Raw genomic sequence first — 25,139 nt, forward strand, 5'->3', positions numbered from 1 at the left:
CGCTTCGCCGCGCGCCTGCCGCTACAATCGAGCAAGCACGAAGGAGCGGGAGAATCGGTGGTTGAGAACGTGGGAACGTCCAAGGCGAAGGCGAAGAAGGCCGACGACACACCCATCGGACCCACCGGACGGCCGTACCAGGGGTTCGCGACACCGGAGCCGCTGAGCTCTCACGGTCCGGCACGCATCATCGCTCTGTGCAACCAGAAGGGCGGCGTCGGAAAGACGACGTCGACCATCAACCTCGCGGCGGCCCTCGCCGACTACGGCCGCAAGGTTCTCGCGGTCGACTTCGATCCGCAGGGTGCGCTGTCCGCGGGACTCGGCGTGCAGACCCACGACGTGCCCACGGTGTACGACCTGCTGCTCGACACCAAGCGCGACGCTCACGATGCGATCGTGCACTCGAGCGTCGAGGGTCTCGACGTGCTGCCCGCCAACATCGACCTCTCGGCCGCCGAGGTGCACCTCGTGAACGAGGTCGCGCGTGAGACGATCCTGTCGCGCGTGCTTCGCCAGGTGACGGCCGAGTACGACGTCATCCTGATCGACTGCCAGCCCTCTCTCGGTCTGCTCACGGTCAACGCGCTGACCGCCGCGCACGGCGTGCTGATCCCGCTCGAGTGCGAGTTCTTCGCGCTGCGCGGTGTCGCGCTGCTGATCGAGACGATCGACAAGGTGCGCGACCGGCTGAACCCCGCCATCAAGCTCGACGGGCTGCTCGCGACCATGTACGACCCGCGCACCCTTCACTCCCGCGAGGTGCTCGAGCGCGTGGTCGAGGCGTTCGGCGACGACGTGCTGGAGACCGTGATCGGTCGCACCGTGAAGTTCCCCGACGCCTCGGTGTCGGGCGTGCCCATCACCGAGTTCGCGCCGGAGCATGCGGCCGCCCAGGCATACCTGCGTCTGGCTCGGGAGCTGGTCGCCCGTGGTGCCGTCGCCTGAGGACACCCCTGACGCCGAGGAATCCTCGGGGTTCCGCGTCTCGCTGTCGAACTTCGACGGCCCCTTCGACCTGCTGCTGAACCTCATCTCCAAGCATGAGATGGACATCACAGAGGTGTCGCTCAGCGCCGTGACGAACGAGTTCATCGCGTACCTGAAAGAGCTCGACGACTCGGAGGAGCTCGACCAGGCGTCCGAGTTCCTCGTGGTCGCCGCGACCCTTCTCGACATGAAGGTCGCAGGTCTCCTTCCCCAGGGTGAGCTGGTGGATGCCGAGGCCGTCGCCCTGCTCGAGGCGCGTGACCTGCTCTTCGCCCGACTGCTGCAGTATCGCGCCTTCAAGGAGGTGTCTGCCTGGTTCGCGAGGTGCCTGCAGCGGGAGGACCGCCGGCACGCGCGGGCGGTGCGCCTGGATGAGAAGCACCGCAAGAAGACGCCGGAGCTGGTCTGGTCGCTGACGGCATCCGACTTCGCCGCCCTCGCGATGCTCGCCTTCGCACCCAAGGAGATCCCGCACGTCGGTCTCGATCATCTGCATGCTCCGCTCGTCAGCATCCGCGAGCAGGCGGCGATCGTCGTGACCCTCCTGCGTGGAGCCGAGTCGCTGAGCTTCCGCGAGCTCGTCGCAGGCATCAGCGAGCCGGGGATCGTCGTGGCGCGCTTCATCTCCGTGCTGGAGCTGTACCGGCACGCCGCACTCTCCTTCGAACAGCTCGAACCGCTCGGCGAGCTCACGCTGCGCTGGTCGGCCGACCACTGGTCGGATGAATCACTCGCGACCCTGGGGGCCGACTATGACCGATGACACTTCGCCCGCAGAGACGCAGGTCGAGACGCCGCTGACCGAGAAGGTCGAGGCGATCCTGCTCGTGATCGATGAGCCGATCGGGCTCGTCGCCCTCGCCGCCGCCGTCGGCGCACCCGTCGCCGCCGTCAGGCAGACCCTCGAGACCCTCGTGGCGGACTACGACGGAGAGGGGCGCGGTCCCCGCCGAGGCTTCGAGCTGCGCGAGGTCGGCGGCGGATGGCGTCTGTACGTGCGGGAGGATCATGACGACCTCGTCGCCGAGTTCATCGGCGGTCAGGCTCCCGCACGCCTGTCGCAGGCGGCGCTCGAGACTCTCGCGGTGATCGCCTACAAGCAGCCGGTGACGCGCAGTCAGGTAGCCTCGATACGTGCCGTGAACGTCGATTCGGTCGTGCGCACGCTGCTCGCCCGCGGTCTGATCACCGAGTTGTTCGCCGATTCCGAGACCGGCGCCATCAACTACGGCACGACCGACGCGCTGCTGCAGCACCTGGGGATCAACTCGATCGACGAGCTGCCCCCGATCTCGCCGCTCCTCGATGACGGCGCCGATGGTTTTGATGAAGGAGTGGTCCGATGACCGATGCGACGACAGGCTCAGTAACCCAGGGGGGTGCCGAGGGCGTCCGCCTGCAGAAGGTGCTCTCCGCCGCGGGCGTCGCGTCGCGCCGCGTCATCGAGGACTACATCGTCGCGGGGCGCATCCGCGTGAACGGCGTGGTGGTCTCGGAGCTCGGCAGGCGCATCGACCCCGAGAAGGACCTCGTCGACGTCGACGGCACGGCAGTGCAGCTCGACGTCTCGAAGCGCTACGTCATGCTCAACAAGCCCACCGGTGTCGTCAGCAGCATGCGGGACGAGAACGGGCGGCCCGATCTGCGCCGGTTCACGCAGGACTATGAGGAGCGCCTGTACAACGTGGGCAGGCTGGATGCCGAGACCAGCGGTCTGCTGCTCCTCACCAACGACGGCGAGCTCGCCCACGTGCTCGCGCACCCCTCGTTCGGTGTCACGAAGGTCTACATCGCGAAGGTCGAGGGTGCTGTCACCGCGCAGACCATCGCGAAGCTCACCAAGGGCGTAGACCTGGAGGACGGGCCGATCGCGGCCGACAAAGCCCGGCTGCTCGACGCTTCGACAGGCTCAGCGGCCCGTGGAAAGGCGGCCAGCCTCGTCGAGCTCACCCTCCACTCCGGCCGCAACCGCATCGTTCGCCGCATGATGGCGGCCGTCGGCCATCCGGTGACCGAGCTCGTGCGCCGACAGTTCGGACCGCTCCACCTGGGAACGCTCCCGGCGGGGAAGACGCGGGAACTGACTAAAATCGAGTTGGGCGCGCTGCTTACTCTGTCGCGCCGTGATACCCGTGCCGGAACGAGCGACGGCGAGCAGCAGGAGAACGAGTGACCGACACGACGAGTGCGCCGAGCGCGGTTCGCGCCGCCGGCGCCGTCGCCGCGCGCATCACCGGCACGGTCCGCATCGTCGGCACCGGCCTGCTGGGAGCGAGCATCGGCCACGCTCTGCGCGCCAAGGGCGTCGACGTGGTTCTCTCCGACACCTCGCCCGCTCAGCAGAGACTGGCGATCGACTACGGCGCCGGCCGCGCACCCGCTGAGGGCGATGCGCCGGTGCTGATCGTCGTGGCCGTTCCGCCCGATGTCACCGCCGACGTGATCCAGGCGGAGCTGGAGCGCTTCCCCGAGGCTGTCGTCACCGACGTCGCGAGCGTGAAGCTCGAGCCTTTCCGCGAGCTGAGCGCGCGCGGTGTCGACATTCGCCGCTACATCGGCTCGCACCCGCTCGCCGGCCGTGAGCGCGGGGGCGCGATCTCGGCGCGCGCCGATCTGTTCATCGGGCGCCCGTGGGTGGTGTGCCGCGATGAGGAGACCTCTGCTGCCGACCTCTCGCTCGTCGAGGCGCTCGCTCTCGACGTAGGCGCCGCGCCTCTCGAGATGACGCCAGAGGAGCACGACCGATCGGTCGCTTTGACGTCCCACGTCCCTCAGGTGGTCGCGAGTCTGCTCGCGGGCCGGCTCGCCGAGGCCGAAGAGGGCGCGCTGCGCCTCGCCGGCCAGGGCGTGCGTGACACCACCCGGATCGCGGCATCCGCCCCCGAGCTGTGGGTGCAGATCCTCGGTGCCAACGCCGCCCCCGTCGTGGAGATCCTCGACGCTCTCGCGGCCGATCTGCGCGAGGTGTCCGACGCGCTGCGTGCGCCTGATGCGCCCGGAGCCCGCCGCGCCGTCGCCGAGGCGATCAGCCACGGCAACGACGGCGTCGAGCGACTCCCAGGCAAGCACGGTCAGAACCGCCGCTTCGAGTCGCTGGTGGTGATGGTAGACGACACACCGGGCCAGCTCGGACGCCTGTTCGGCGAGCTCGGCGAGCTGGGCGTGAACGTCGAGGATCTGCGCCTCGAGCACTCGCCCGGTGCCCAGTTCGGCCTCGCCGAGATCAGCGTCGACCCGGCGGCCCTGCACGGAGCGATCTCCGGACTCACCGAGCGCGGATGGCGGATCGCGGGGAACACGAATGACTGACATGACGACAGATTTCATCGCGATCGACGGGCCCGCAGGCTCTGGCAAGTCCAGCGTCTCCAAGGCGGTCGCGCGCAAGCTCGGTTTCGGCTACCTGGACACGGGCTCGGCGTATCGCGCGCTGGCCTGGCACGTTCTCGACCGCGGCGCGGACACGGCGGATGCCGACGCGGTTCTCGCCGCGGCATCCGACTTCCCCGTGCGTCTCGGGCTCGACCCCGATGACCGCACCGTGCGCGTCGGCGAGACCGACGTCACCCAGGCCATCCGCGAGCCCCGCGTCTCCGGAGCTGTCAGCGGCGTGGCCCGTGTGCCCGCGGTGCGCGAGCAGGTCAATGTGCTGTTCCGCACCCTCGTCGCCGAGGCGCCATACGACGCCGTGGTCGTCGAGGGGCGCGACATCACCACAGTGGTGGCGCCCGACGCCCCCGTGCGCATTCTTCTGACCGCCGCACCCGAGGTGCGCGCGGCACGCCGTGCCGGCGAGCTCGCACGCGAGAGCGCCGAGACCGTCGCCGCCGCCCTGCACAAGCGCGACGCCTCAGACAGCGCGGTCGTCGACTTCCTGAACGCCGCAGAGGGCGTAGAGGTGGTCGATTCGACCGATCTTGATTTCACCCAGACCATCGATGCCGTACTCGCGGTGATCGAACGACTCCGAGGAGCACCCCGTGGCTGACGACGAATACGAAGGCGGCCCTGACCACCTCGCAGAGAAGATGGAGGCGCTCGACGAGCAGCTCGCCGAGCAGCGCGCCGAAACCCTGCGAGCGGGCCTCGCCGATTACGACCTCGACGACGAAGATGCCGCGCTCCTCGCCGGCATCACGATGGGCGAGGACGGCATCCAGTTCATGCCCGCCCTCCCCGTGGTGGCGATCGTCGGGCGACCGAACGTCGGCAAGTCGGCGCTGGTGAACCGCATCCTCGGCCGCCGTGAAGCCGTCGTGGAGGACACCCCGGGCGTCACGCGAGACCGTGTGACCTACAAGGCCGAGTGGAACGACCGGCGCTTCACGCTGGTCGACACCGGCGGCTGGGAGCCCGACGCCCGCGGCATCGACCGCTCGGTCGCCGCGCAGGCCGAGGTCGCGATCGATCTGTCGGACGTCGTGCTGTTCGTCGTCGACGCCATGGTCGGGTCCACGTCGACCGATGAGCACGTCGTGCGGATGCTGCGCAAGAGCGGCAAGCCCGTCTTCCTCGTGGCCAACAAGGTCGACGATGCCCGCCAGGAGCCCGAGGCCGCCGTGCTGTGGAACCTGGGCCTGGGCGAGCCGCACCCGGTGTCGGCCATCCACGGTCGTGGCGTCGCCGACCTCCTCGACGCCGTGCTGAAGAAGCTGCCGGAGATCTCCGCCGTCGCCAAGCAGGAGATCGGCGGGCCGCGCCGCGTCGCGATCCTCGGCCGGCCGAACGTCGGCAAGTCGTCGCTGCTGAACAAGGCCGCCGGTGAAGAGCGCGTGGTCGTGAACGACCTCGCCGGAACCACTCGCGACCCGGTCGACGAGATCGTCGAGCTCGGCGGCAAGCTGTGGCGCTTCGTCGACACCGCCGGCATCCGTCGTCGTGTGCACATGGCGCAGGGCGCCGACTTCTACGCATCGCTGCGCACCTCCGCCGCGCTCGAGAAGGCGGAGGTCGCGGTCGTCGTGCTCGACGTCTCCGAGTCGATCAGCGAGCAGGACGTCCGCATCATCGACCTGGTGCTGGAGTCGGGCCGTGCGCTCGTGCTGGCGTTCAACAAGTGGGATCGTCTGAACGACGACGACCTCGAGAACCAGGACCGCCGCCGTTACCTCGAGCGCGAGATCGAGCAGGACCTGGCGCACGTCGCCTGGGCCCCGCGCGTGAACATCTCGGCGAAGACCGGGCGCCACCTCGACAAGCTCGTGCCCGCACTCGAGACGTCGCTCGAGAACTGGGATCGCCGCATTCCGACCGGCAAGTTCAACGCGTTCCTCGCCGAGCTCGTGGCCGAGCACCCGCACCCGCTGCGCGGGGGCAAGCAGCCGCGCATCCTGTTCGGCACGCAGGCCTCGACGCGTCCGCCGACGTTCGTGCTCTTCACCACGGGTTTCCTCGACCCCGGCTACCGTCGGTTCATCCAGCGCCGCCTGCGCGAGCTGTACGAATTCGAGGGAACGCCGATCGTCATCAACATGCGCGTGCGCGAGAAGCGTCAGCGCTGACCTGTTCCCCTCCGTGTCGGAATCGACGACGCACCCCGGATGCTGTGAAAGGCTGAAGGGGTGACTGTCGTACCTCCTGCATCCGGTGAACCGCGTCGGCCCCACGGCCCGCTGAATCCCGGTGATGCCTGGGTGGTCGCCGACACGGGGGAGAAGTACTGGGGCCGGTTCGGCGCGGCGGGCCTGCTCGCCTACGATCCCGGTCGTGGCGTGCTGCTGCAGCATCGGGTCGCCTGGAGCCATTTCGGCGGCACCTGGGGTCTGCCCGGCGGTGCGCTGCACGAGGGCGAGAGCGCCCTGGTGGGAGCGGTGCGCGAGGCGCAGGAAGAGGCCGGCGTGCCCGACCGTGCGGTGGTCGCTCGATTCACGAGCGTGCTGGACCTCGGGATCTGGTCGTACACGACGGTCGTCGCCGATGTCGTCGAGCCCTTCGAGCCGGTGATCAGCGATCCCGAGAGCGTCGCGCTGGCGTGGGTTCCGCTCGACCAGGTCGAGGAGCTGCCGCTGCATCCGGGTTTCGGGGAGTCGTGGCCGCTGTTGCGATCGCTGCTCGAGGTGAGGCCCGCTGTCGTGGTGGATGCCGCCAACGTCGTGGGCTCGGTGCCCGACGGGTGGTGGAAGGACCGGGCGGGCGCGGCCGGGCGGCTGAGAGACCGCCTGGCGGGGTTCGCGGCGCCCGCGAGCGATCTCGGGCTCGCTGCGACGACGTGGTTCCCAGAGGTCTCGCTCGTGGTCGAGGGCCAGGCCCGGTCTGTGGCCGATGGCGGTGAGATCTCGGTGATCAGGGCGGATGCCGGCGGCGACGACGCGATCGTCGAGGAGGCACGGCGGCTGCTGTCGCTCGGGCGAGAGGTCACCGTGGCGACGAGCGATCGTGGGTTGCAGTCGCGGGCGGAGGCAGCCGGAGCCCGGACGCTGTCGGCCGGGGCGCTGCTGAAGACGATCGGGCGCTGAGCGCTTCAGGCAGGCGTCAGTCGAAGGGGTCGTCGTCGCGACCGCGCAGCCGGTCGATCTCGCGGCGCTCTCGCTTCGTGGGCCGCCCGGCGCCGCGGTCGCGCAGACCCAGGGCCGCCTGCGGCTCGCGCTCGGGTGTGCGGTCTTCGTAAGCGAGGGCGGCGACCGGCGCTCCGACGCGTTTCACGAGGATCTGACGGACGATGAGGATGCGGTCGAATCCGGAGATGCGGATGCGCACCTCGTCGCCGATGCGCACGTGCTGCGCCGCTTTCACCTTGTCGCCGTTCAGGCGTATATGCCCCGCCCGGCATGCGGTGGTCGCCGCAGAGCGCGTCTTGTAGGCGCGCACCGCCCACAGCCAGCTGTCGATCCGTGCGGCATCCATCAGCGAGTCCTCCCGTCTCGGGTCGAGATGAGCGCGCCTGCCACGATCAGGCCCTGTCCCACCGTGTAGGTGAGCATGACGGCGGGGCTGCTCCAGTCGGGGAGCGCGTCGGGGAGGAAGAGCCGGAACGCGAGGATCGAATCGCTCGCCAGGAAGAATGCGCCGCCCACCGCGACGAGCGGGTGACATAGGGTCGAGAACGCCGCGGTGCCGGCGAGCACGAGCCCGTATAGTGCGACGGCGATCAGCAGGCCACCCGCGTGCGGGCCGATCACGACGACCATGCCGATCCACCAGAGCACGTAGATCAGCGCCCACCACGGCATCCGTCGTCGGGCGAGATGGCGGGCGAACAGCACGATGTAGGCCACATGTGCGACGCCGAAGAACCCCAGCATGAGCGGAAGCTCGGGGAGGGACGGGAAGAACGCGCCCGCGCCGTCACCCAGCCATGAGAAGACCAGCGCGACGAGCAGGAGCACGGTCACAGAACGGGGGCGCAGGCGGCGGGCCATCACGAGCACCGGAATCGCGAGGAGCGGCATGAGAGCGAGCTTCGTCGGCCCGGCCAGGGAGTTGTGCGAGGCCAGCAGGATCACGTGGATGCCCGAGAGGACGACGTAGGGCGCGAAGGTCCAGGCGAGCGCGCGGGGTGCCATCAGGACTCGACGGTGACGTCGGTGACGTCGTCGTCGGGGCCGAGGTGCACGGCCGGCCAGTAGCCCTCGGGGAAGTGCTCTCCGCAGTCGTCGTTCAGATGCAGGATGATCGTGCCGTCGGCTGCGGCTTCGATCATCTCGAGGGTCAGATCGGATGCCGCCTCGTCGAGTTCGTGCGTCTCGGGCTCGCCCGTGCTGAACCGCGTGACGACGGCATCCGATGCTGTGCGGCGGAGCGCATCGATGCGCGAGACGACCTCGCGGAGGCGGGGGAGCAGCGGAGAGACCTGCTCGGGGTCGATGCCCTCGATCATCAGGCCGAGATCGCCGCCGTCGACGACGACGGAACCTGCGTACCAGTCGTGCGTGAGGATCTCGCCGTCGCTCAGCTCTGTGGTCGCGCGGACGAGGGTGCCGAGGACGTCGTCTTCGACGATCGGATGCTGGTCGCTCATGCCACAACGCTAGCGGTCAGCGCGTGAGATGGAGCGCGACGAGGGCGCGTCCGGGTTTCATCTCGGTCTTCTTCTCGAAGCCGGCCGCGAGGTACGTGCCCAGGGTGCCGTGGAACAGGTCGTTCGTGCGCATGGTCTCGCCCGCCGTGTCGACCGGGTAGCCCTCGATCAGACGCGCACCGGAGGATCTCGCGTAGTCGACCGCGGCATTCAGGAGAGCGAGATTGATGCCCTTGCCGCGGTGCTCGCGGCGCACGACGAAGCAGGTCACCGCCCAGACGCTCGCGTCATCGAAAGGCTCGTCGGTCGAGGCGGCGATGATGCGCGTGCGGGGGATGCGCGCCTGAGCAGTGCGCGGTCCGATGCGTATCCAGCCGGCGGCTTCGCCATCGACGTACGCGATGAGTCCCGGTGGGGGACCCGCATCGATCTCGTCGCGCAGCATCTCGGTGCGCTGCTCCTTCGTAGTCGCGTCCCACTCCTTGTTGCTCAGTACTGGCCAGATGCACTGGCAGCTCGCGCCGTCTCCACCGCCGGTGAGCGCGTGCTGCACATCGTCCCATCGAGGCGTCGTCGCCATTTCGGTCGTGATCGTCACCATGCACGCGACGCTACGCTCGGGCTCCGACACTCGCAACGTTCCTCGGTTCGCGAAGCGCGCGAGCATCAGGCTAAGATAGGGGAGTTGCCTGCGCGAGAGCGAAGGGCAACGGGCTGTGGCGCAGCTTGGTAGCGCACTTGACTGGGGGTCAAGGGGTCGCAGGTTCAAATCCTGTCAGCCCGACGTAAATGCAAGAAGAGGGTCGCACCGAAGGAGCGACCCTCTTCTTGCATTTACTCGCGCTCGTAAAGAGGGGCCCCGCAGCGCCGAGAGGCTCCGCGCGCCGCTCTTCTCGAATCCGTGCGTCGCTTCTGCGACTAGCGGCGCGTGGAGGGCGCCGTGGGGACGCAGCCCGACCGAGAGGTCCTTGCCACACGGCGCGCTCAGTTGGGGATTCAGACGGACTCTCGCCAACGCCCAAGGTGACCCCGTGTCCGGCGTAGCCCCCAGGAAGGTCGTCAACATACTCGCGATCGCGGGGACCGCCATCAAGAAGAAACCCCATGAGCTCAAAGCTAGCGAACGGGCCGCACAGTGGCCAGCGATAGCCCGTGCTGATTGAGGACGACGACCCTACCAGTCGATCGACAGGCTGACGCCTCCCTACATTCCTGGAGCACAGCACGAGCGACCTCATGAACCGTGACCGCTTTGCGCGTTCGAGTCGACCGAGCTGCGAGGCATGAGAGCGTGCTGAGCACAAGCTCGACCTCGTGCGTCAGGGCGACGCGCCCAGGACGCGTTATGCCGCGTGGTTGCGGCGACCGAGGTTCGTGCAACAGTCATCCGTATCTGGGCAATTCTCGTTGGCGGAGCCTCGCGGGTGGGCACCAAGAGTCGTGGAGGTAGTGAGTGACGCAGCGGAACGCGCGCACGGCGCATCGGAATTAGCGATATTGTGCGCGTGTGAGCGAGATTGTCGTACACCCCGTTTCCGATTCGACAGAGCTAGACGCGCTCCTTCGCCGGGCACGGGCCGGCGAAGAATTCACATTCGCCGCGAGAGCCGGTGCCGCGGGATTCTCAGGTCGAAGGCTTTGCCTTGTGTCTCTGCCAGCCGGTCGCGCGTGGATGTCGGATTATCTCGGCGACACGTACGACTGGCCGAGTTCGATCGTTGCGATCGCTATCGCTACCACGGGGCGTCGCATTACCACCGTTGATACGCAGATCCGGCTCGCGTCGATCCTTGCGCTCGCTGATTCCATTGACGAAGACACGCTGGTTGCGAATCTCCCCCTATCTCGAAGCCAACTCGACACTGTTACGGAGGCGATCGATCGCGGTCGGCGGCTGCCACCTGTGACCTCGCGGCGCATAGTCGATGCACTTGAGGGTCTCGCTGGGACCGACGGTCCGGCCGTTCGCGCAATGTTGTCGCAACTAACTGGAAGTGTCATTGAGCGCGGCCATCGCGGCGTCGTCCTGCAACAGGAGCGGGACGCTGTGATGCTTGCGGGGGAGATCTTTGGTGCTCGTGAGGCATTCCGACCAACGCTCAGGAGCATGGAGGCTGACCAGGGAGATCGCGCGCCATTCCTTGCGCGGCTTACTACCGCACATCAGCTGGAGGACCATGTCATAAATTCCGACGCGCGCAACTTTCTGGACTGGACTCGCGAGGAGGAGATCGCGGCGGCCGCTTTGACGTTTCGACAAGGAGATCGCGCCCTGACAATCATCAACGCCAACAAGGCTCCTCTTGAGCGATTGACAGGCGCCGACCTCATCTACTTTAACCACCCGACCGGATCCTTTGTTCTGGTCCAATACAAGATGATGGAGTCGGGCTCTGACGGATGGACCTATCGTCCCGACCACCAGTTCGATGCGGAACGGCGGCGGCTTAGGTCGGTCCAGCTGGCCCATGACCGAGCGCGTACATCCTCGATCGACGTCACGAACTACCGGCTCTCAGAGTCTGTGGCATATTTCAAGTTTTGCAAGCGGAATGGCGCGTTTAGTTCAGATGAAACACGACTCATGCCCGGCTATTACGTCGCTGACGAGTTCCTCGGACTCTATCTGGATGAGTTTCGGACCTCACGCGGGGCGCGCCTGGTCACCGAAGCGCATCTGGCAGACCGAGCAATGTACGGAGCCGGCTTTGCCCGCATGGTCGCGGCCGGGTTAGTCGGAACTCGCGCGTCAACCAGCGACGAGATCAACCGGGTGGTCGCCGAGTCGCTGAGCGGGAATCGAGCCGTGGTGTTCGCGTTCGAAGGTCCAGTTCCTGAGCGCTCCCGGGGGACCGATGGTGAAGAAGCAGAAGCCGAGCTCGTTGACCCGGATCCCGAAGCTCTCCGGGGCACACTTGGCTTGTAGCGGGTGAAGTGTCCGCAAACGAGCAAGAGCGCTCGCTCAACCCTATGCGTTCAGTTCAGAATAGCGGTTGCTACCCAGGCGCTACTATGCGACGAGGAACTTCTCGAAGTCGAGAAACTCGAACGCCAACTTTTCGCCGCAAGTTGGGCGGGCCTTGGGGTCGGCTTGCGACTCACGCATGCTGCCCATTGGGCGTTGTCGACCCGCATAAGGGCAGAGCGCGCCGATGGGACGTCTCCGTGCGCGAATGATCGATGTTCGTGTGGCGCGCGCAAGCGGCACCGCTACAAGCTGTCGCGGGCGTTGCGTCACTCAGCGGACGCCGGGGTTGCCTTGATTCGGTCGTTGATTGACTTCTCCATTGCGTTCCAGCCTCCGGCAGCGATTGGCCCGAGCCTTGTGCGATGCTCATCCAGTTGATCGCGAACCATGCGCCTGAGTACTCGTTCCTCTACCTCCGCGTGGCTAGATCTGAACTCATCCGAGAAATCGATCAGCTCGCGCGGGACATTCTCGAGGTGCGAAATATCAAGTATCACCGGCAGAGCGACCGAGTCGCCGCGTTCAAGGGAAGCTCGCATCGGCCCAAGCTGAAGATACTGGCTGAGAAAATCGGGGCTTAGAGCAGGCGAGGACTTCGGCGCGTCCGAACCCATGCGATCCCTGAGGTAGCTCTTGATACGAAGCGCGGTCCGGTCCATGGTCAGCCACCAACTTCGGTAGCCCATCGGACTTGCCGACTCCGACTTCCGCATTTCGAGGACACCGATCGTGTTCTCGACGTCGTGTGCGACTAGTCGAGCGACAGTGGCGGGATCCATCTGCCCCGGATCCATGGATTGACGTCGCTGGTCGTGTTGCTCCATCCAGAGCTCTTTGACCGCTGCTCGCAGAATCGGGTCAGCGGCGTCGGCGAGTTCCTCGAGGCTCTCTTCACTGATTGAGAACAAGTCATGCAGGTATTCCCGCACATCGTCTTCCGGCCTAGCCCGACCGCGGATGCCTTCAAGCCACGAAAGGAACATCCCGCTAGCACGGCCAGAGTATATGTACGCAGAATAAATGAAGGGCACTCGGCCGTTCCACTCGTCAAGGGGGACGTGACAAAAGGCCGCGCAGAGGTTCAGGTGGCGCTCGACTTCTTCAATCACACCTGGCGTGACGAGCAGCTCAAGTCCTGCGTCGGACGCTGCGCGGAGCAGTTGTGTGTAATGGCGGTGGTCCGGGGAGTCGAGAAGCGTTTCAGCGATCAGCGGAAGGACCGCTGATGTATCGAGCCAGATCTTGCCATCAGCGAAGACGGTGAGCACGACCTTCTGAACGTCGGGCGTCTGCCGAAGAAAAGCAAAGAGTGTGTATGAGTCCGCGAGTCGACGTAGGTGGGCTGTCGTCGAAGATGATGGGGTGGCGAGCACATCTTGGATGGCCTCGACGGCCGATTCAGGCGATACACGTAGTGAGGATCCCGCGCGACTCGTCTCGTTCAAGAGTGTCTGGGCGTCGACGTGGACGGATTCTCCCGTAGTCACGGCGGCGGCGAAGTCCTCAGCTCGTTGGAGAATCACGGTCTCGAGGATGCTACGCAGCTGAACTCCGAGCTCGTCCCTGTCGATCTCGCCTTGATCATCGCCCACGGCTCGAAGAGCGCGCGCGGCGAGTTCATCGCTCAGACCTTGTTCTTCGATGAGGAAGCGCGCCGTTTGCTCTTTGAGTAGAGTCGCCTCCGCGTGGCTGATGTGGAATTGATCACTAGAGCGGTGGTGCTTGATGGGGCCGTTCTTCTTTGCGACTCGCGCCAGTGCGCCGTCAATAAGCGCTTCAAGTTGTCCCGGCACACCGGCCGGAACAAACGCCGCGATGGCTCGGTGTACCTCGGCCCGAGTCCGCATATCATCTGACGAGGTTCCTCGGAGGGCGGCGATAACTAGGGATTCGAAGCAGCTCTTCGTGAGGTTGCGCTCGGAGCTTGTATCAGCCACATCCAGCGCGAGCTGGAGCAGCGCAATGCGCGCCTCCCCGTCCTTCAGCGGGACGGGGCTGCCCTGTACACCTGTGCTCATGATAAGGGGATCTACAAACTGCTTCGCCAGCGTCTCCGCTGCGACGGCTCGCTGAGCGGGAGCGCCCGCTCGTTCGACGAACCAATGACGATCACGGATGTCCAGGCTGATCTTCGCTTCTGTGCGCAGCTTCCGCTTCAGCGCGTCCCCGTCAGCTCCAATCGTTTGATTCGTTGCGTAGATGAGTTCCGTGACCCCGGGAAAAGTTTCACCTAGGCGTTTGACTGTCTGGCGAATCTTCGCATCCCAGTCCTGCTGGACCGACATCTGGACAACGACCGTCGAGTCTTCGAGCGGCGAGTAGAGCTCCGCGTCCCGGCCGCCGTCACCGGCCGGTGAAGCGGTCGTTCGCAGCGAAGGGAACTCGACAGCAAGAAACTCAGAGGCGAACTTCTCAAACACTCTCCAGTCGCTCGGAGAAAGGAGGCTCAGCGCCAGTTCGATTCGCGACTGCGGCATGAACTGACTCTAGCAACGGGCGACCTGATGCCGATTATCCTGATTCCTTGAGTTGCTCGCGGTGCTGCCCTCGGGCGCGAGCCACGTCGACATGCACATGCTGAATAGTGGTAGCGCCCCCGTGAGAACCGCGAAAGCACGCGGATTTCAATAACTCGCCACTCCACTCGGATCCCGCTCGAGCCCGTCAATTGTTCTTGGCGCGAGTCCGAAGCCTGACCCATCAGGAACCCACCGAAATCACCCGCCAGGACCCGCCACAGACCGGCTACACTCGGACCAAGCGAACCGCCCGGTTCCCTGTAAACACAAGGGAATCCGCGAGTTCCCGAGACGATCGTCGGAAACCGGAAATCGGCCGGATCCTCCAAGGGGTCGCAGGTTCAAATCCTGTCAGCCCGACAGAATGCGAAATGGATCGGCAGTTGGCTGGTCCCTTTCGTGATTCCCGAGCGCTTACAGAGAGCGCTGTGGGGAAAGCCCCCGACGCAAACGCGAGAGGCCTGCAGCGCGCGATGGCACGATCGAGACTCAGCCCGAGCTGAGTCTCCCACCGGAAACCCCGACCGTCGTAGAGTCTCGTGCATGGAAACCACCCCCGACAAGATCGTGACGCTGCGCTCGAACGAGGTGTTCGTGTTCGGGTCGAATGCCGGCGGGCTCCACGGAGGCGGTGCTGCCCGCTTCGCGCACGAGCACTTCGGCGCAGTGTGGGGTGAGGGGCACGGGCATCACGGGCAGACGTACGCCATCGACACGATGAGCGGCCTCGACGTGCTCGCGGACGAAGCGCGCACCTTCCTCGCCTACGCTGCGGCGCATCCCGATCTCAGATTCCTCCTGACGCCGGTGGGCTGCGGCATCGCCGGGTACACGCCTGCCGAGGTCGCGCCCCTGTTCGCGGACGCTCCCGGCAACGTCACGATTCCTGCATCGTTCTTGCCTTACCTCTGAGTGCCGCTGCGGCATCCCGCAGCATCGTCACCAGAGGAACGTGACCCCGACCGACGCTGCGACGCCGATGACAAGCACGGGCCACCAGAGCCACGCCCGCCGGGCGGGCAGGAACGGCATCCGCTGTCCCCTTACGCTCCGCAGCGCGAGCACGGCCACGGCGGCGAGCGACGGTGCCAGCGCGAGTCCCCACACCCCGCCGCCCACGGAGGACCACGGCCCGATGTTCCAGAGCAGCAGAAGGCCGAAGGCTGCCCACACGAGGTCGCTGATCGACGGGAGCCACGACTTGGCGCGCAGGGCACGGATCAGCGCGATCGCCCCGAAAAGCAGCGCGAGCGCTGCGACGATCCAGCCCATCGCGACATACGCCACGGGCGGGCCGGGGATCGGCGCGCCGGAGCCATAGGCGACGGCGACATCGTCGACCGTCGCGACGGTGTTCGAGAGGGCGAGAAACGCGGTGCCCGCGTCGAGATCCAGAGTCAGGAATGTGCGGAAGCCGCCCGTTCCCCCGTTGTGCCAGGTCTGGGTGCCCTCGCCGTCGAACGACGGCGACGTGATCCAGCCCCAGCCGATCTCGGTTCCCGCCCCCATCGGGGCAGTCGGCTCGAGCGCAGCGGCACCGGGAGCGGTGCCGTCGAGGTTCGCCTGCGCACAGAGCGCCAGATCCGATGCCGTGGTGAACGTCGACGATCCGGACGGCAGGTAGCCCTCACCGGTCCAACGAGGCGCCCGCGTGCCATTGAGCAGGAAACCGGGGACGGCATCCGCGGGGACCTCTTCCGCCGTGGCGGCGACGACCGTGTGATCCATACCCAGCGGACCTGTCAACCGGTCTGCGAGCAGAGTCGCGTAGTCATCGACCCCGGCCGCCTCGACGAGCGCGGCGCCGAGAAGCGAGACCGCGAAGTTCGAGTACACGGTGCCCTGCTCGGGGTCGACCGGCGCGACGGCGGCATCCGCGATCAACTGCTCCGTCGTCGTCGACGCATAGGCGTTATCGTTGAGAAGCAGAGCTGTCGCCGCGCTCTCTGCGGCAGTGGCGCCAAGGCCCGGCAGCCCCGAGGAATGCTGCGACAGCGATGCGAGAGTCACCTCACCCGCCGGGGTCCCCTCGAGCGCAGGCAGGTGCTGCGAGAGATGGTCGTCGGCGGCGACTTCGCCGCGATCGATCGCATCGGCGAAGAGGGCGCCCGTGAACGTCTTGGTGATCGAACCGAGCTCGAAAACGGTGTCAGGTCCTGGGGCGCCGGGCCTCGCGGGATCGGCATCGCCGAGACCTGCGAAGGTCGTGCCGTCCGGTCCGATCTCCGCCACGGACAGGGAACGGAAGCCGTCGAAGCTGCCGGGGAGAGAGCGGATGCTCTCGGCGAGAGCCTGATCGCCGGTCTGTGCGGCTCCCAGCGTCTGGTGATGAGGGCCGAGAGCGGCGCCGACAGCCACCGCGACGATCGCTGCACCGGTGATCGCGGCGAGCAGGGGCGCAGCAGATCTGCGGGGATATGAGATCTCAGCGGCCGGAACTGCGGAGTCTGTGAGGGTGGGGGAGGGCACGGTGATTCTCCTCAGCTTGCGGCGATCATGGTCAGGACGAGCAGAGGCACGATGCGCGAGACCGGCACTTCGTAGTGCCCGCGGCGCGGCGACGTCAGCCAGCCTGCGCTGACGAGCTGGCGGAGGTGGTGATAGAGCTGGCCCGATGAAGCGAACTGGTCGAGTTCGAGCAGCTCCGCCGTCGTCTGCGTCCCGTTGAGGATGCGGCGGACCAGCTCGAGGCGAACCGGGTGCCCCAGAGCCTCGACGGGGCGGGCGAGTTCGCTCCAGTCGCGCGCCAGGAGATCATCTGCGTGGAGGCCGTACTGCCAGCGGACCGGCCCAGCCGGAACCTCGACCGCGCCGGCCATCATGACGACGCCGGGGGCGTAGCGGCCCAGCGTGTTGACGAACCACAGGGGATCGGCGGGTGCGTCGGATGCCTCGGGCTCCGCGGCGGCCGCAGAGGCGGCATCCGCCTGACGTCCTTCTAACTGTTCGCGCAGGCGCTCGACCTCGCGTTCGAGGCGGTCGACGCGATGCTCGATCTCGTGGTCCGATTCGTTGTTCATGGCTACAGCCGTAGCAATAGTTCGTAATTACGAAGAATTGGCATGAACCACCTCGACCGTGCCCGGCCTATCATGGTCGCGAGGTGGTGCAGTGGACGATCGAGCTCGAGTGCGCCCGGTGCTGACCCCGGCACAGGAACGCGACCAGGCGATTCTCGATGCTGCGGCCGCACGCCGCGCGGCGGGGGAGAAGGTGCGAGCCCTCCGCGGTGCCGACGGCGTGCTGCGCATCTACACGAAGGCGGAAGCCGGCCCCGCCTGGACGCGCTCGACGTCATCGCGAGCCGTCTTCACGCTGAGCGGTCAGCTGGTCCTGTTCGCGATCGTCTCGGCTCTGCTCGGGCTTATGGTCGCCATGGCGGTGGGCACCGTCTCTTCCCACCAGGGCGCCGTCATTGTCGGCATCGTCGTCGTGGGTGCTGTGTGGATCGCGTCCGTCATCGTCTTGATCCGAAGCCTCGTGGCAGCGCGCCTCCGCCGACGCCGCGGGCTTCCCGCTCCGCTGCCCCACAGCGACCACCTCTGACAGGCGTTCTCGGAACGCGGGCTTTTGCATCGGCTGACACGTCCGCTACTATTTTGTTTGCATCGCTTACTTAAATCAGATTCCGAGTCATCCGGCTCGCCGTTCACTCCCGACTCGGCAACGCTGCGGAGTCCCCCTCACGAGGAGAGATCAATGAAGTTCTTCCAACGACTCGGGCGGTCGATCATGCTGCCGGTCGCGGTTCTGCCGGTCGCAGCGATCCTGTCCGGCATCGGGTACTGGATCAGCATGGCCGCGGGCGGACCCAATGTGGTCTCGACGTTCCTCAGCGCTGCCGGCGGTTCGCTGCTGGACAACATGGCGCTGCTGTTCGCGATCGGCATCTCGCTGGGCATGGCGACCAAGAGCGACGGAACGTCAGCACTCGCCGGGCTCGTCTCATGGCTCGTCGTCACCACTCTGCTCAAGCCTGATACCGTCGCGCTGTTCACCGGGGCGGCGGATGCTGCGGCGGTGGATCCCGCGTACAGCAAGGTCCAGAACGTCTTCGTCGGCATCATCTGCGGCCTGATCGGCGCGTGGTGCTACGACCGCTTCAAAGAGACGAAGCTCCCCGATGCGCTCTCGTTCTTCTCCGGCAAGCGCTCCGTCGCCATCGTGACCGCCGCATTCTCGCTCGTCGTCGCCGTAGCGCTGTTCTTCGTGTGGCCGGTCGTCTACGGAGGTCTCGTCGCGTTCGGCGAGTGGATCGTCACCCTCGGACCGGTCGGCACGGGCATCTACGGATTCCTCAACCGACTGCTCATCCCCGTGGGGCTCCACCACGCTCTCAACTCCGTGTTCTGGTTCGACGTCGCGGGGATCAACGACCTCAACAACTTCCTTGGCGGCGAGGGCACCTACGGGGTGACCGGCCAGTACATGACGGGCTTCTTCCCGGTCATGATGTTCGGTCTCCCAGGTGCGGCGCTGGCGATGTTCCTGACGGCGAAGACCACTCGCAAGAAGGTCGTCTACGGCATCATGCTCGGCGGCGCGATCTCCTCGTTCTTCGTGGGTGTCACCGAGCCCCTCGAGTTCGCATTCATGTTCGTCGCTCCGCTGCTCTACCTCGTCCACGCGGTGTTCATGGGCATCTCCATGGCGATCAGCGCGATACTCCCGGTGCGCATGGGCTTCGGCTTCTCGGGCGGGTTCATCGACCTCGTGCTCGGATGGGCGAACCCGATGGCGGAGAACCCCTGGTTGATCCTCGTCATGGGCGTCGCCTGGTTCTTCATCTACTTCTTCGTCTTCTACTTCCTCATCAAGCGGTTCAACCTGAAGACTCCCGGTCGTGAGGATGACGAGCTCGTTGAAGACGCGGCATCCGAGACGCGGCCCGGGGATGACACCTACCTGGCCACCGCGGGCCGATTCCTCGACGCGCTCGGCGGCAAGGAGAACATCATGGACCTGGAGAACTGCGCGACGCGACTCCGTCTCGAGGTCGCCGACGTGTCGAAGGTCGATGACGCCGCGCTCAAGCGCGCCGGCGCCGCGGGGACGATGAAGGCCGGCGGAAAATCCGTGCAGGTCATCTACGGCCTGAACGTCCAGTTCGTGAAGGACGCGATGGAGCGCATCATGTCCGGCGAAGCGGCGGCTCCTGCGGCATCCGCAGCGCCCGCGGCGACCGGTGCGGTCCTCACTGCGGCGCCTCCCAAGACAGATGCCTCCGTGCGCACCCTCCGTCAGCCGCTGGCCGGCACCGTGGTGCCGCTCTCGGAGGTTCCTGACCCGACCTTCGCGCAGGGCATCATGGGCCCGGGCGTCGCGATTCAGCCGAGTGGAGACACGGTCGTCGCTCCCGCAGACGGCACGATCGGTGCGACCTTCGACTCCAGCCACGCGATCGCGCTCGAGCTCGATGACGGCACTGAGCTGCTGATCCACGTCGGCATCGACACGGTGCAGATGAAGGGGGACGGGTTCGAGACCCTCGTCACGAAGGGCGACCGGGTCACTGCGGGCACGCCGCTCCTGCGCTTCGACACCGCGAAGATCGAGGCTGCCGGCTACTCGGCGATCACGCCCGTGATCGTGCTGAACGACGAGAGCGCCACGATCCGGTTCGCCTGATCGATCGACTGTGCCCGCCGGCTCCCGAGCCGGCGGGCACAGTCATGTCTCGAAGGCGCCGCCTCTCAGCTTGCCCAAATCTTGCAGTCATGTAATATTGCACGTCTGCAAAAATCTTTGAGCCTCCCTGAAAGGCTGGAATGTCAACTGTCTCCACCCGCACCGGATCCGTCCCGGTCGCGCAAACCGGCGAGTCGAAGCCGATCATGACGCACCGTCAGATCCTCTTCGTGATCTACGGCCTCATGGCCGGCATGTTCCTGTCATCCCTCGACCAGACCATCGTGGGCACAGCCATCCGCACGATCGGCGACGACCTGCAGGGCCTCGACCAGCAGGCGTGGGTCACCACCGCCTACCTGATCACGTCGACCATCTCGGTGCCGATCTACGGCAAGCTCTCCGACATCTTCGGCCGGCGGCCGCTGTTCATCTTCGGCATCACGGTGTTCATCCTCGGATCAGTGCTGTCGACCTTCTCGACGTCGATGCTGATGCTCGCCGGATTCCGCGCCTTCCAGGGCATCGGCGCGGGCGCGCTGATGTCTCTGCCGCTCGCGATCATGGCCGACATCCTGGCCCCGCGCGAGCGCGCGAAGTACCAGGGCTACTTCTTCGCCGTCTTCGGCATCTCCTCGCTGATCGGCCCTCTCGTCGGCGGAATCTTCGCCGGCGCGAACGAGATCCTCTGGCTCGCGGGGTGGCGCTGGGTCTTCCTGATCAACCTGCCGATCGGCCTGATCGCCCTCGGCATGGTCATCGCGTTCCTTCATCTGCCGAAGGTCGGCACGCACGCGAACCCGCGCATCGACTGGTGGGGCGCCACGGCCGTGATCGTCGCGCTCGTGCCGCTGCTGCTCGTCGCAGAGCAGGGGCGTGAGTGGGGCTGGGGCTCGGCCGCGTCGATCACCTGCTACGTGGTCGGCGTCGTGGGCGCGATCGCCTTCGTCCTGATCGAGATCGCGATGAAGAACGACGCGATCATCCCGATCAGACTGTTCCACTCGAACGCGTTCTCATGGGCGACCATCATCGGCGTCCTCGTCGGGTTCGGCATGTTCGGCGCCATGATGACGATCCCGCTGTACATGCAGATCGTCGCAGGACTCACCCCGACCGAGTCGGGCTTCGCGATGCTGCCGATGGTCGTCGGACTCATGGCGTCCTCCATGGCTGCGGGCCAGATCACCGCGCGCACCGGCAAGTACGGGTTCTTCCCGCGCACGGGCACCCTGACCACCGCCCTCGGATTCCTGCTGCTGACCTTCGTCTCCGCCGGCACCCCGGTGTGGTTCATGATGATCGGCATGTTCGTGGTCGGCCTCGGCCTCGGCCAGCTGATGCAGTCGCTCACGATGGCGAGCCAGAACGCGGTCGAGGCGCCGGACATGGGTGTGGCGACGAGCGCGGCGACCTTCTTCCGCCAGATCGGCGGAACGCTGGGCACGGCCATCATGCTGTCGGTGCTGTTCACGCTGCTGCCCACCAACATCACGCACAGCATGGGCGACAAGCCCACGCTGACCGCTGCCCTCGACGCTGCTCTCGACCCCGAGGTCGCGGGTGCCGAGCAGAACAAGGCGGTCATGGCGCAGCTGTGGACCCCGATCGTCGGGCCGCTGCAGGAGAACATCCAGACCCAGCTCGATGAGGGCGCGACCACGGCGAAGGCCGCAGCGTCGGATGCCGTGACCGCTGCCGTCACGGACGCCGTGAACCAGGCGGTCGCCGCGGGGCAGGTGCCGGCGAGCGCAGCCCAGACGGTGATCGACCAGAAGATCGCCGAGGCGCTGCCGGATGCGGAGTCGGAGGCGCTGCAGGCGGTCGCCGACAAGGCGCACGCCTCGGTCGCCGACGGCGCCGTGTCCGTCGACTGGTCGGACGACGCTCAGCGCACCTACTGGGTCGACAAGCTCGTGCCCGACATCGCCAAGGAGATCAACAAGGGAAGCTCCGAGGCGTCGAGCGGATCGAGCGACTCGGTCAGCGACACGTCGTTCCTGAACGGAGCGGATGCCGCGCTCACCAAGCCGTTCATGGTCGGCTTCACTCAGGCGATCGACGTGATCTACTGGGTGGGCTTCGGAGTGCTGATGCTCGCATTCGTGCTGAGCTGGTTCTTCAAGGCGCCGCCGCTGCGCACGCGCTCCGCGCTGCAGGAGCGGGCGGACGAAGCGGGTCTCAGCGAGACCGGAACGATCAAGGTGCACAGCTGACATGACGAACGACCAGAGCGCAGGGGAGCCGTCCGGGCTCCGCGAACGCAAGAAGAAGCAGAGGCGGGCGGCCCTCCACGACGCTGCCCTGCGCCTGGTCGAACGTCACGGGCTCGACGGCACGACCGTCGAGCAGATCTGCGAAGAGGTCGGGGTGTCGCCCAGGACCTTCTTCAACTACTTCCCCTCCAAGACGGCCGCCGCGCTCAACCTGCCCGAGCAGATCATCTCGCCCGAGGCCGCGGCGCGCTTCCGGTCGACGACCGGCGAGCTCATGCCCGCGATCTGCGAGCTGCTCGCCGACTCGATGAGCTCGGGCGTCGAGCGCAGGCGCTTGAAGAAGCTGATCACCGATCAGCCGGAGCTGGTCGCCGCGTTCACGCAGTGGATGGGGGCGCTGAAGGCGGAGTTCACGACGCTCGTCGAGGAGAGGGCGGGCTCGCCGGAGGTGGCGGATGCCGCGATCATGCTCGCGCTCGCATCCTTGCGGACGCTGATGCATCGCCCGGCCGACGACTCGCGTCCGGACGCCGTCCGGCTGCTGGAGACCATGGACCGACTGATCGCGGTGCGTCACGCCACGATGGTGGAGGCCTAGAAGCACGTCGGGTTCGTCGTGTCCAGAGGATGGACGATCCGGGGCAGGTGGCGTATACCGGACTCGAACGACCCAGACGAAGGAGTACGTCAATGGCCCATCGCATCGGATACATCGTCGGCAGCCTGTCGCAGGACTCGATCAACAGAATCCTCGCGAAGGCCCTCATCAGGGTTGCGCCGCCGAGCCTCGAACTCACCGAGATCTCGATCCGCGATCTCCCGCTGTACAACCGCGACGATGAGATGGACCCGGTGGCGGCTGTCACCGACTTCAAACGGGCGATCGAGAAGTCCGAGGGGCTGCTGATCGTCTCTCCCGAGTACAACCGCTCGATCCCCGGCCCGCTGAAGAACGCGATCGACTGGGGCTCCCGCCCGTGGGGACACAACTCGTTCGCGCGCAAACCCAGCGGCATCATCGGCGCCTCCACCGGCGCGATCGGCACCGCTGTCATGCAGTCGTCGATGCGCAGCGTGCTGAGCTTCCTGAACGCCCCGCAGCTGAACGCCCCCGAGGCGTACATCACGTTCAAGCCCGAGGTCTTCGACGATGACGGCGGAGTGTCGGATGCCGCCACCGAGCAGTTCCTGACCCACTACATGGGGGAGTACGCCGCGTTCGTCGAGCGGGTTCTCTCGCTCACTGCACCCGGACACGTCGGCGACCGGGAGTGATCTGACCGCGGCGCGCAAGGGGATGGGATCCAGAGATCCGGTCGCCTAGCGTCGCGCCATGACAGTCCGCAGGCAGGACGAGCGCCCAGGGGCGCAGGAATGGGTGCCGCAGGGCGGCGGGGTCGAGGACCTGCGCGAGGCGGCGGGCGGATGCCGTGGCTGCGAACTCTGGAAGGATGCCACGCAGACGGTGTTCTCGACAGGTGCGGCGCAGGCCTCGATGATGCTGGTCGGCGAGCAGCCGGGTGATCGAGAAGATCGGCTCGGAGAGCCGTTCGTCGGCCCTGCGGGGCGGATGCTCGACGATGCGCTGGACGCAGCGGGCATAGCGCGCACGAGTGTCTACCTCACCAATGCGGTCAAGCACTTCCGCTTCGAACTGCGAGGCAAGAGGCGCATCCACCAGAAGCCGGTCACCGGTCAGGTCGTGGCGTGCCATCCCTGGCTGGAGGCGGAGGTGGCCGCCGTCCGTCCGCGCGTGATCGTGGCGATGGGAGCCACGGCGGCCCGGTCGGTGCTCGGCCGGCCCGTCACGATCGGAGACGTTCGCGGCGCGGAGATCGACGCGCAGGTGTGGCCCGGCGTCGCGGTGCTCGTCACCGTGCATCCGTCGAGTCTTCTTCGCCTCCGAGACGACGCCGATCGGCATGCGGCGTTCCGCGGGTTCGTGGCCGACCTGCACGCAGCCACCGAGCTGGCGGAGAGGCGGTGACGGCGCTCAGGCGCGACGTTCGTCCACGAGAGCCGCGAGCGCGGCCGCGTCGTACGGGGCATGACCTCGCGCATCGTTGTCGAAGTACACGTAGACATCGCGCGGACGGCCGTCTCCCGCCCCGCTGCCATCGGCCCAGGCCGTTACGAGATGAGCCCACTCGTGCAGCTGCGCCGTCGTGTACGCGCTGTGGTAGAGCATCTCCGCGCCGTGCAGCCTCACGTACGCGAAGTCGGCCGTGAGCGCGTCGAAGCGCGGCCAGCGCCCTGCGGTGTCGGCCGCCACGAGGGCCACGCCGCGGCGCTGCAGCATCCGGAGACTCTGCGGTTCGCCCCACGTCGCCGACCGCGGTTCGAGCGCGTGACGGAGAGGCACGTCGGCCTCGATGTCCAGCCACGCACGCCCCTCGAGCCGGGCGTCATGCCTGCGGGCGAGCTGCAGGGCGTCCCCCGTGGTGGCCGGCAGAACCGTCAAGAAGCTCTCGAGCAGCTCGGCATCGAAGCGCAATCGCTCTGGGAGCTGCCACAGGAGCGGGCCCAGCTGCGGGCCGAGCGCGAGCAGACCGGAGGCGAAGAAGTTCGCGAGAGCCTGCTCGATGTTGTTCAGCCGGAGCATGTGCGTCACGTAACGAGAGCCCTTCACCGAGAAGATGAAGTCATCGGGCACCTCCGAGCGCCAGCGCTGGTAGCTGCTCGGCCGCTGCAGCGAGTAGAAGGAGCCGTTCAGCTCGACCGTGCGGAGGTGCTCGCCGATGTACTCCAGTTCGCGCCTCTGCGGAAGCCCCTTCGGGTAGAAGTCGCTACGCCAGCGCGGATACCTCCACCCGGAGACCCCGACCCGGACCGTGCCCGCGCGTCGTGACGAGGACATGCGC

General features: G+C 66.7%; 24 protein-coding genes and 1 tRNA gene. 17 read left to right on the top strand and 8 right to left on the bottom strand.

The annotated features are described in order from the left end of the window. Positions 1-69: 69 nt before the first annotated feature. From RS84_RS12600 to RS84_RS12635, 8 genes are read left to right on the top strand one after another with little or no spacing between them, the layout of a single operon-like run. Entirely contained in the window at positions 70-948 is an 879-nt protein-coding gene (locus RS84_RS12600; protein WP_045259165.1) for a ParA family protein, read from the top strand. Continuing rightward, positions 932-1,753 carry a segregation and condensation protein A gene (locus RS84_RS12605; RefSeq protein ID WP_045258187.1) on the top strand — a complete coding sequence of 274 codons (822 nt, stop codon included), beginning with the start codon at positions 932-934 and terminating at the stop codon, positions 1,751-1,753. Before RS84_RS12600 ends, RS84_RS12605 begins: the two co-directional genes overlap by 17 nt. Beyond that, a complete protein-coding gene (gene scpB / locus RS84_RS12610; RefSeq protein WP_045258188.1) occupies positions 1,743-2,336 on the top strand; it encodes an SMC-Scp complex subunit ScpB in 594 nt (197 codons plus the stop codon). The genes RS84_RS12605 and scpB overlap by 11 nt, the downstream gene beginning before the upstream one ends. Further along, positions 2,333-3,163, top strand: a complete 831-nt coding sequence (locus RS84_RS12615) for a pseudouridine synthase (RefSeq protein ID WP_045258189.1) — start codon at positions 2,333-2,335, stop codon at positions 3,161-3,163. The genes scpB and RS84_RS12615 overlap by 4 nt, the downstream gene beginning before the upstream one ends. Continuing rightward, the gene (locus tag RS84_RS12620; RefSeq protein ID WP_045258190.1) at positions 3,160-4,299 is read left to right on the top strand and encodes a prephenate dehydrogenase; all 1,140 of its coding nucleotides are present in this window, start codon (positions 3,160-3,162) and stop codon (positions 4,297-4,299) included. The genes RS84_RS12615 and RS84_RS12620 overlap by 4 nt, the downstream gene beginning before the upstream one ends. After that, positions 4,292-4,978 carry a (d)CMP kinase gene (gene cmk / locus RS84_RS12625; protein ID WP_045258191.1) on the top strand — a complete coding sequence of 229 codons (687 nt, stop codon included), beginning with the start codon at positions 4,292-4,294 and terminating at the stop codon, positions 4,976-4,978. Before RS84_RS12620 ends, cmk begins: the two co-directional genes overlap by 8 nt. 40 nt (positions 4,979-5,018) lie before the next feature. Then, positions 5,019-6,491, top strand: coding sequence for a ribosome biogenesis GTPase Der (gene der / locus RS84_RS12630; RefSeq protein ID WP_192627386.1), 1,473 nt, complete (start codon positions 5,019-5,021; stop codon positions 6,489-6,491). Between the two features lie 60 nt (positions 6,492-6,551). Continuing rightward, positions 6,552-7,445: an NUDIX domain-containing protein gene (locus tag RS84_RS12635; RefSeq protein ID WP_045258193.1), complete on the top strand. Its 894-nt coding sequence runs from the start codon at positions 6,552-6,554 to the stop codon at positions 7,443-7,445. 16 nt (positions 7,446-7,461) lie between these two features. Here the strand turns inward: RS84_RS12635 and RS84_RS12640 are convergent, their stop codons facing one another. Genes RS84_RS12640 through RS84_RS12655 form a run of 4 tightly spaced genes read right to left on the bottom strand, consistent with a single transcriptional unit; the run spans position 7,462 to position 9,548 of the window. Next, on the bottom strand, positions 7,462-7,833 hold the full coding sequence (locus RS84_RS12640; RefSeq protein WP_192627210.1) for an RNA-binding S4 domain-containing protein: 372 nt from the start codon (positions 7,831-7,833) through the stop codon (positions 7,462-7,464). Then, the gene (locus RS84_RS12645; RefSeq protein ID WP_045258194.1) at positions 7,833-8,492 is read right to left on the bottom strand and encodes a lysoplasmalogenase; all 660 of its coding nucleotides are present in this window, start codon (positions 8,490-8,492) and stop codon (positions 7,833-7,835) included. The genes RS84_RS12640 and RS84_RS12645 overlap by 1 nt, the downstream gene beginning before the upstream one ends. Then, positions 8,492-8,947 (bottom strand): hypothetical protein, encoded by a 456-nt coding sequence (locus RS84_RS12650; protein ID WP_045258195.1) that lies wholly within the window; start codon positions 8,945-8,947, stop codon positions 8,492-8,494. Before RS84_RS12650 ends, RS84_RS12645 begins: the two co-directional genes overlap by 1 nt. Positions 8,948-8,963: 16 nt before the next feature. Continuing rightward, the gene (locus RS84_RS12655) at positions 8,964-9,548 is read right to left on the bottom strand and encodes a GNAT family N-acetyltransferase (RefSeq protein ID WP_045258196.1); all 585 of its coding nucleotides are present in this window, start codon (positions 9,546-9,548) and stop codon (positions 8,964-8,966) included. 109 nt (positions 9,549-9,657) lie between these two features. Between RS84_RS12655 and RS84_RS12660 the strand changes: the two genes are divergently transcribed. Together RS84_RS12660 and RS84_RS12665 are read left to right on the top strand one after the other, a co-directional pair. Further along, positions 9,658-9,731, top strand: a tRNA-Pro gene (locus RS84_RS12660). An 861-nt stretch (positions 9,732-10,592) separates the two neighbouring features. Then, complete coding sequence (locus tag RS84_RS12665) at positions 10,593-11,873, top strand: hypothetical protein (protein ID WP_152641824.1); 1,281 nt, start codon at positions 10,593-10,595, stop codon at positions 11,871-11,873. A 308-nt stretch (positions 11,874-12,181) separates the two neighbouring features. On the opposite strand, the gene RS84_RS12670 is transcribed toward RS84_RS12665, so the two are convergent. Continuing rightward, positions 12,182-14,392, bottom strand: a complete 2,211-nt coding sequence (locus RS84_RS12670) for a hypothetical protein (RefSeq protein ID WP_045258198.1) — start codon at positions 14,390-14,392, stop codon at positions 12,182-12,184. A 585-nt stretch (positions 14,393-14,977) separates the two neighbouring features. Between RS84_RS12670 and RS84_RS12675 the strand changes: the two genes are divergently transcribed. After that, positions 14,978-15,346, top strand: a complete 369-nt coding sequence (locus RS84_RS12675; protein ID WP_045258199.1) for a hypothetical protein — start codon at positions 14,978-14,980, stop codon at positions 15,344-15,346. Between the two features lie 27 nt (positions 15,347-15,373). Here RS84_RS12675 and RS84_RS12680 read toward each other — a convergent pair whose 3' ends face one another. Together RS84_RS12680 and RS84_RS12685 are read right to left on the bottom strand one after the other, a co-directional pair. Further along, on the bottom strand, positions 15,374-16,903 hold the full coding sequence (locus RS84_RS12680; protein ID WP_052676356.1) for a serine hydrolase domain-containing protein: 1,530 nt from the start codon (positions 16,901-16,903) through the stop codon (positions 15,374-15,376). 11 nt (positions 16,904-16,914) lie between these two features. Further along, the gene (locus RS84_RS12685) at positions 16,915-17,454 is read right to left on the bottom strand and encodes an ArsR/SmtB family transcription factor (RefSeq protein WP_045258200.1); all 540 of its coding nucleotides are present in this window, start codon (positions 17,452-17,454) and stop codon (positions 16,915-16,917) included. 91 nt (positions 17,455-17,545) lie between these two features. Between RS84_RS12685 and RS84_RS12690 the strand changes: the two genes are divergently transcribed. From RS84_RS12690 to RS84_RS12715, 6 genes are all read left to right on the top strand, one after another. Then, positions 17,546-17,980 carry a hypothetical protein gene (locus RS84_RS12690; protein WP_152641826.1) on the top strand — a complete coding sequence of 145 codons (435 nt, stop codon included), beginning with the start codon at positions 17,546-17,548 and terminating at the stop codon, positions 17,978-17,980. 153 nt (positions 17,981-18,133) lie between these two features. After that, on the top strand, positions 18,134-20,062 hold the full coding sequence (nagE, locus tag RS84_RS12695; protein WP_045258202.1) for an N-acetylglucosamine-specific PTS transporter subunit IIBC: 1,929 nt from the start codon (positions 18,134-18,136) through the stop codon (positions 20,060-20,062). A gap of 140 nt (positions 20,063-20,202) precedes the next feature. Continuing rightward, positions 20,203-22,278 carry an MDR family MFS transporter gene (locus tag RS84_RS12700; protein WP_414738821.1) on the top strand — a complete coding sequence of 692 codons (2,076 nt, stop codon included), beginning with the start codon at positions 20,203-20,205 and terminating at the stop codon, positions 22,276-22,278. 1 nt (position 22,279) lies between these two features. Further along, a complete protein-coding gene (locus RS84_RS18715; RefSeq protein ID WP_052676357.1) occupies positions 22,280-22,876 on the top strand; it encodes a TetR/AcrR family transcriptional regulator in 597 nt (198 codons plus the stop codon). Between the two features lie 92 nt (positions 22,877-22,968). Further along, positions 22,969-23,553: an NADPH-dependent FMN reductase gene (locus tag RS84_RS12710; protein ID WP_045258203.1), complete on the top strand. Its 585-nt coding sequence runs from the start codon at positions 22,969-22,971 to the stop codon at positions 23,551-23,553. Positions 23,554-23,611: 58 nt separating this feature from the next. Beyond that, a complete protein-coding gene (locus tag RS84_RS12715; RefSeq protein WP_052676358.1) occupies positions 23,612-24,265 on the top strand; it encodes a UdgX family uracil-DNA binding protein in 654 nt (217 codons plus the stop codon). Positions 24,266-24,271: 6 nt separating this feature from the next. Here the strand turns inward: RS84_RS12715 and RS84_RS12720 are convergent, their stop codons facing one another. Continuing rightward, entirely contained in the window at positions 24,272-25,135 is an 864-nt protein-coding gene (locus tag RS84_RS12720) for a DUF72 domain-containing protein (RefSeq protein ID WP_045258205.1), read from the bottom strand. Between the last annotated feature and the right edge of the window lie 4 nt (positions 25,136-25,139).

Origin of the sequence: Microbacterium hydrocarbonoxydans (genome assembly GCF_000956475.1) — a bacterium.
In the GTDB taxonomy this organism is placed as follows: domain Bacteria; phylum Actinomycetota; class Actinomycetes; order Actinomycetales; family Microbacteriaceae; genus Microbacterium; species Microbacterium hydrocarbonoxydans_A.

Bases quoted from the DNA above. Each gene is read 5' to 3' on its own strand.
- scpB (WP_045258188.1), top strand. From the start codon at position 1,743: ATGACCGATGACACTTCGCCCGCAGAGACGCAGGTCGAGACGCCGCTG.
- RS84_RS12615 (WP_045258189.1), top strand. From the start codon at position 2,333: ATGACCGATGCGACGACAGGCTCAGTAACCCAGGGGGGTGCCGAGGGC.
- cmk (WP_045258191.1), top strand. From the start codon at position 4,292: ATGACTGACATGACGACAGATTTCATCGCGATCGACGGGCCCGCAGGC.
- der (WP_192627386.1), top strand. From the start codon at position 5,019: ATGGAGGCGCTCGACGAGCAGCTCGCCGAGCAGCGCGCCGAAACCCTG.
- RS84_RS12640 (WP_192627210.1), bottom strand. From the start codon at position 7,833: ATGGATGCCGCACGGATCGACAGCTGGCTGTGGGCGGTGCGCGCCTAC.
- RS84_RS12645 (WP_045258194.1), bottom strand. From the start codon at position 8,492: ATGGCACCCCGCGCGCTCGCCTGGACCTTCGCGCCCTACGTCGTCCTC.
- RS84_RS12650 (WP_045258195.1), bottom strand. From the start codon at position 8,947: ATGAGCGACCAGCATCCGATCGTCGAAGACGACGTCCTCGGCACCCTC.
- RS84_RS12655 (WP_045258196.1), bottom strand. From the start codon at position 9,548: ATGGTGACGATCACGACCGAAATGGCGACGACGCCTCGATGGGACGAT.
- RS84_RS12670 (WP_045258198.1), bottom strand. From the start codon at position 14,392: ATGCCGCAGTCGCGAATCGAACTGGCGCTGAGCCTCCTTTCTCCGAGC.
- RS84_RS12675 (WP_045258199.1), top strand. From the start codon at position 14,978: ATGGAAACCACCCCCGACAAGATCGTGACGCTGCGCTCGAACGAGGTG.
- RS84_RS12685 (WP_045258200.1), bottom strand. From the start codon at position 17,454: ATGAACAACGAATCGGACCACGAGATCGAGCATCGCGTCGACCGCCTC.
- nagE (WP_045258202.1), top strand. From the start codon at position 18,134: ATGAAGTTCTTCCAACGACTCGGGCGGTCGATCATGCTGCCGGTCGCG.
- RS84_RS12700 (WP_414738821.1), top strand. From the start codon at position 20,203: ATGTCAACTGTCTCCACCCGCACCGGATCCGTCCCGGTCGCGCAAACC.
- RS84_RS18715 (WP_052676357.1), top strand. From the start codon at position 22,280: ATGACGAACGACCAGAGCGCAGGGGAGCCGTCCGGGCTCCGCGAACGC.
- RS84_RS12710 (WP_045258203.1), top strand. From the start codon at position 22,969: ATGGCCCATCGCATCGGATACATCGTCGGCAGCCTGTCGCAGGACTCG.
- RS84_RS12715 (WP_052676358.1), top strand. From the start codon at position 23,612: ATGACAGTCCGCAGGCAGGACGAGCGCCCAGGGGCGCAGGAATGGGTG.
- RS84_RS12720 (WP_045258205.1), bottom strand. From the start codon at position 25,135: ATGTCCTCGTCACGACGCGCGGGCACGGTCCGGGTCGGGGTCTCCGGG.